The 3,288-nt window shown below is 46.3% G+C and carries 2 protein-coding genes; both read right to left on the reverse strand.

Annotation, left to right across the window (positions count from 1 at the left end; all coding sequences use genetic code 11):
- Positions 1 to 20: 20 nt before the first annotated feature.
- Entirely contained in the window at positions 21 to 2,204 is a 2,184-nt protein-coding gene (locus BCT81_RS19140; protein WP_102425488.1) for a malate synthase G, read from the reverse strand.
- Positions 2,205 to 2,322: 118 nt separating this feature from the next.
- Positions 2,323 to 3,276, reverse strand: a complete 954-nt coding sequence (locus BCT81_RS19145) for a LysR family transcriptional regulator (protein WP_063525311.1) — start codon at positions 3,274 to 3,276, stop codon at positions 2,323 to 2,325.
- Positions 3,277 to 3,288: the final 12 nt, after the last annotated feature.

Here is a 3,288-nt window from a genome sequence, read left to right on the forward strand (position 1 = left end):
CTTATTATCCGGTTTTTTAGCTATTTAAGTGATTTGAGTTTCAAGCGCATAGCGTGGAGTACTGGCTCGGTATAACCGCTTGGCTGAGCACAGCCTTCAAACACCAGCTGACACGCTGCAGAAAACGCAATGCTGTTTTCAAAATTAGGCGCCATATTCTGGTAGCTTGGATCACCAGCGTTTTGCTCATCAACAACAGCAGCCATGCGCTTCATCGTTTTCATCACTTGGGCTTCATCGCAAATGCCATGGCGTAACCAGTTTGCAATGTGCTGGCTCGAAATACGCAGTGTGGCACGGTCTTCCATAAGTCCTACGTTATTAATATCAGGAACTTTCGAACAACCTACACCTTGGTCAATCCAACGCACTACGTAACCTAGGATGCCTTGCGTGTTGTTATCCAATTCATTTTGAATATCTTGTGCAGTCAGCTTTTGATTACCCAGCAGAGGAATAGTAAGGATATCGTCAACGTTCGCTCTCACACGCTCGCGTAGCTCTTTTTGGCGACTTGGAACACTGACCTTGTGGTAGTGCAATGCGTGCAAAGTAGCCGCGGTTGGCGAAGGAACCCAAGCGGTATTAGCACCCGCTTGTGGGTGGCCAATTTTGGCATCCATCATCTTCGCCATGTTGTCTGGTTCTGGCCACATACCTTTACCAATTTGGGCTTTACCTTGCAGGCCACAAGCTAAGCCCAGATCAACGTTTTGATCTTCATAAGCGCCAATCCATGTCATGGTTTTCAGTTGTGTTTTAGGAGCAAATGGACCCGCTTCCATACTCGTATGAATCTCGTCACCCGTTCGGTCCAAGAAACCTGTGTTGATGAACACAACACGATCTTTAGCGGCGCGGATACACTCTTTCAAGTTCACAGAGGTTCGGCGCTCTTCATCCATAATGCCAACTTTGATAGTAAAGCGTTCTAAACCTAATGCGTCTTCAATGCGACCAAAAAGCTCATTGGTAAATGCCACTTCTTCAGGGCCGTGCATCTTAGGTTTTACGATATTGATGCTGTTAGCGGTCGAGTTTTGGTAAGCACTGTTCCCTTTCAAATCGTGCATAGCGATCAGTGAAGTAATCATGCCATCCATGATGCCTTCAGGGACTTCATTCCCTTCATCATCAATAATCGCTGGGTTCGTCATTAAATGACCAACATTACGAACAAACAACATGCTTCGGCCTTTAAGCGAGATCTCACCACCCGTTACGCTGGTGTATTGGCGATCTGGATTCAGGCTACGAACAATGGTCTTGCCATTTTTTTCTAGCGACTCTTGTAGGTCACCTTTCATCAAGCCTAACCAGTTACGGTAAGCCAGTGCCTTATCTTCACCATCAACAGCGGCTACTGAGTCTTCGCAATCCATAATGGTCGTTAGTGCAGCTTCCACCAGCACATCTTTAATACCGGCTGCATCTACGCTGCCGATTGGCGCACTAGGATCGATTTGAATTTCGATATGAAGGTTATTGTGTTTAAGCAGGATACAAGACGGCGCACTAGCGTCACCTTGATAACCAATAAATTGATTGCGGTCGATTAGCGTGACTTCTTCGCCGTTATCGAGAGTCGCCGTAAGCGTGTTGCCGATGCTCACGTTGCTGATGCTGTATTTAGTCACGTCTTTATGAGAAACGCCATTGAGCGGTGCGGCATCATCAAGGAAACCACGAGCATAGCTCACCACTTTGGCACCACGTACTGGATTGAAGCTACCGCCTTTCTCTGCGCCATCACTCTCGCTGATCACGTCTGTGCCGTAGAGCGCATCATATAGACTGCCCCAGCGCGCGTTTGCTGCGTTAAGTGCAAATCGCGCGTTCATGATAGGCACTACAAGCTGCGGCCCTGCTTGCGTTGCGATTTCAGGCTCAACATTAGCAGTCGTTACTTGGAAATCATCGCCTTCAGGTACTAGGTAGCCGATCTGCTGTAGGAACTGTTTATATTCTGCAGCATCCAGTGTTTGACCAGCACGCTCTTGGTGCCACACATCGATTTGATGTTGGAGATCTTCACGCTTGATAAGCAATGCACGATTCTTTGGTGCCAGATCTTTGAGGATGGTTGCAAATGACTGCCAGAAGTCTTCTGCAAGAATACCCGTGCCAGGGATGATCTGTTCATTAACTAGTTGGTAGAGGGTGCTATCTATGTTCAAGCTTCCCTGTTGAATACGACTGCTCATAAAATCTCTCTCAAGTTAATCACTGACTACTCACTTAAATTTACGTAACTGACGAAAATTTAGCTAATTTATGCCACTTATAATGGACATTCACAAAAGAAATACCCTAAAAATAGGGTTATTCCGTCACACCACTTTCAATTTCATTGGCGACACTTTTTATCAAGCGACGCATCCACTGGTGGTCTGGATTGGTTTGTAACAACGGGCTCCACGCCATCTTCACTTCAAAAGGTTCGATGGCAAAAGGAGCAGGTTTGATCAATAACTTAGGGTTGTTGCGTTGCAGCTGTGCTGCTTTGGTTGGGATGGTAAGGATCAGGTTTTTCTGTTGCGCGAATAGAATCGCTGACAGGTAATGTCGAGTGAACACAGTAATGTTTCGGGTCTTACCAATACGCATTAGCGCTTCATCGATCCACCCTAATTTCTGCGCTTCACTTGGGTTAATCCCGACCCCCGTACCCATACCGGTTTTGCTCACCCAAATGTGTTGCGCTTTTAAGTAAGAAAGAATATCGAAATTGTCAGCTATCGGATTGTCGCAGCTGAATAGGCAAGAGAAGCCGTCGTGCCAAAGGCTCATCTGGTGAAAAGACTGAGGAATATCGTCGAAGCGGTTAATGATGATATCAACGGTACCCTGCTCTACATCCTGATAACTCACGTCACTTGGCGTCATAATATCGAGGCGTATTTTCGGCGCTATCTCACTCAACTTTCTTAATAGCGGCTGAATAATGGTGGATTCAGCATAGTCACTCGCCATGATACGAAATACGCGTTCACTGTCTTCTGCGTTAAATTCCGTCGTCGGTTGCAAGGTCTTTTCTACATTCGCCAAGATGTTGCGAATCAAAGGTTGCAACTTTTGCGCGCGCTCGGTTGGCACCATTCCTTCACTTGTTCTGACCAGCAACGGATCCTCAAGTAGATCGCGTAATCGGCGCAGTCCATTACTCATTGCAGGCTGAGTAATCCCCAGCTGATTCGCTGCTCGCGTAACGTTTCTTTCACGTAGCAACATGTCTAAATACACAAGTAAATTAAGGTCTATACGAGCAATATTCATATAAAAAATACC

The organism is Vibrio sp. 10N.261.52.A1 (genome assembly GCF_002876325.1).
In the GTDB taxonomy this organism is placed as follows: Bacteria; Pseudomonadota; Gammaproteobacteria; order Enterobacterales; family Vibrionaceae; genus Vibrio; species Vibrio chagasii.